General features: G+C 46.2%; 2 rRNA genes. Both read left to right on the forward strand.

Going from position 1 to position 881, the window contains the following annotated elements:
* A 23S ribosomal RNA gene (locus EII23_RS12080) occupies positions 1 to 516 on the forward strand; the annotation flags it as partial.
* Between the two features lie 240 nt (positions 517 to 756).
* Positions 757 to 872 (forward strand): 5S ribosomal RNA (rrf, locus tag EII23_RS12085).
* Positions 873 to 881 lie beyond the last annotated feature (9 nt).

The raw sequence follows: 881 nt of genomic DNA on the forward strand, positions 1-881 counted from the left end.
CTTAGTGATCCGGTGGTTCCGCATGGAAGGGCCATCGCTCAACGGATAAAAGCTACCCCGGGGATAACAGGCTTATCTCCCCCAAGAGTTCACATCGACGGGGAGGTTTGGCACCTCGATGTCGGCTCGTCGCATCCTGGGGCTGTAGTCGGTCCCAAGGGTTGGGCTGTTCGCCCATTAAAGCGGCACGCGAGCTGGGTTCAGAACGTCGTGAGACAGTTCGGTCCCTATCCGTCGCGGGCGTAGGAAATTTGAGAGGAGCTGTCCTTAGTACGAGAGGACCGGGATGGACAGACCGCTGGTGTATCAGTTATCATGCCAATGGTAATGCTGAATAGCTAAGTCTGGAAGGGATAAGTGCTGAAGGCATCTAAGCACGAAGCCCCCCTCAAGATGAGATTTCCTGTTGCAGCAATGCAAGAGAGATTCGATACAGAAAATGTCGTAGATAGGTCAGAGGTGTAAAGGTGGCAACATCAAAGCTAACTGATACTAATAAATCGAAAGCTTGACCAGAAATATATACTCTTTAATTGAAAGGGTATTAAACAGAAATATATTGAAAGAAAAGTAAACAAGTATGGCTGTGATGGCTAAGAGGATACACCTGTTCCCATCTCGAACACAGAAGTTCATGACCTAACAGCAATCTATGATTGCGTCGTAGGTCAGATGCTAAGAAACTCCATTTGTGAAACAAATGGCAAGTTTCGACAGTGAAAGCTCAGAGCTTAACGGCAAAATTAAATAAACAAGTATGGCTGTAATGGCTAAGAGGATACACCTGTTCCCATCCCGAACACAGAAGTTAAGCTCTTAAACGTCGAAGGTACTGATACATCTCGTATTGGGAGAATAGAAAACAGCCAAACAAACCAAAA

The organism is Desulfovibrio sp. OH1186_COT-070 (assembly GCF_003860215.1).
Classification (GTDB): domain Bacteria; phylum Desulfobacterota; class Desulfovibrionia; order Desulfovibrionales; family Desulfovibrionaceae; genus Desulfovibrio.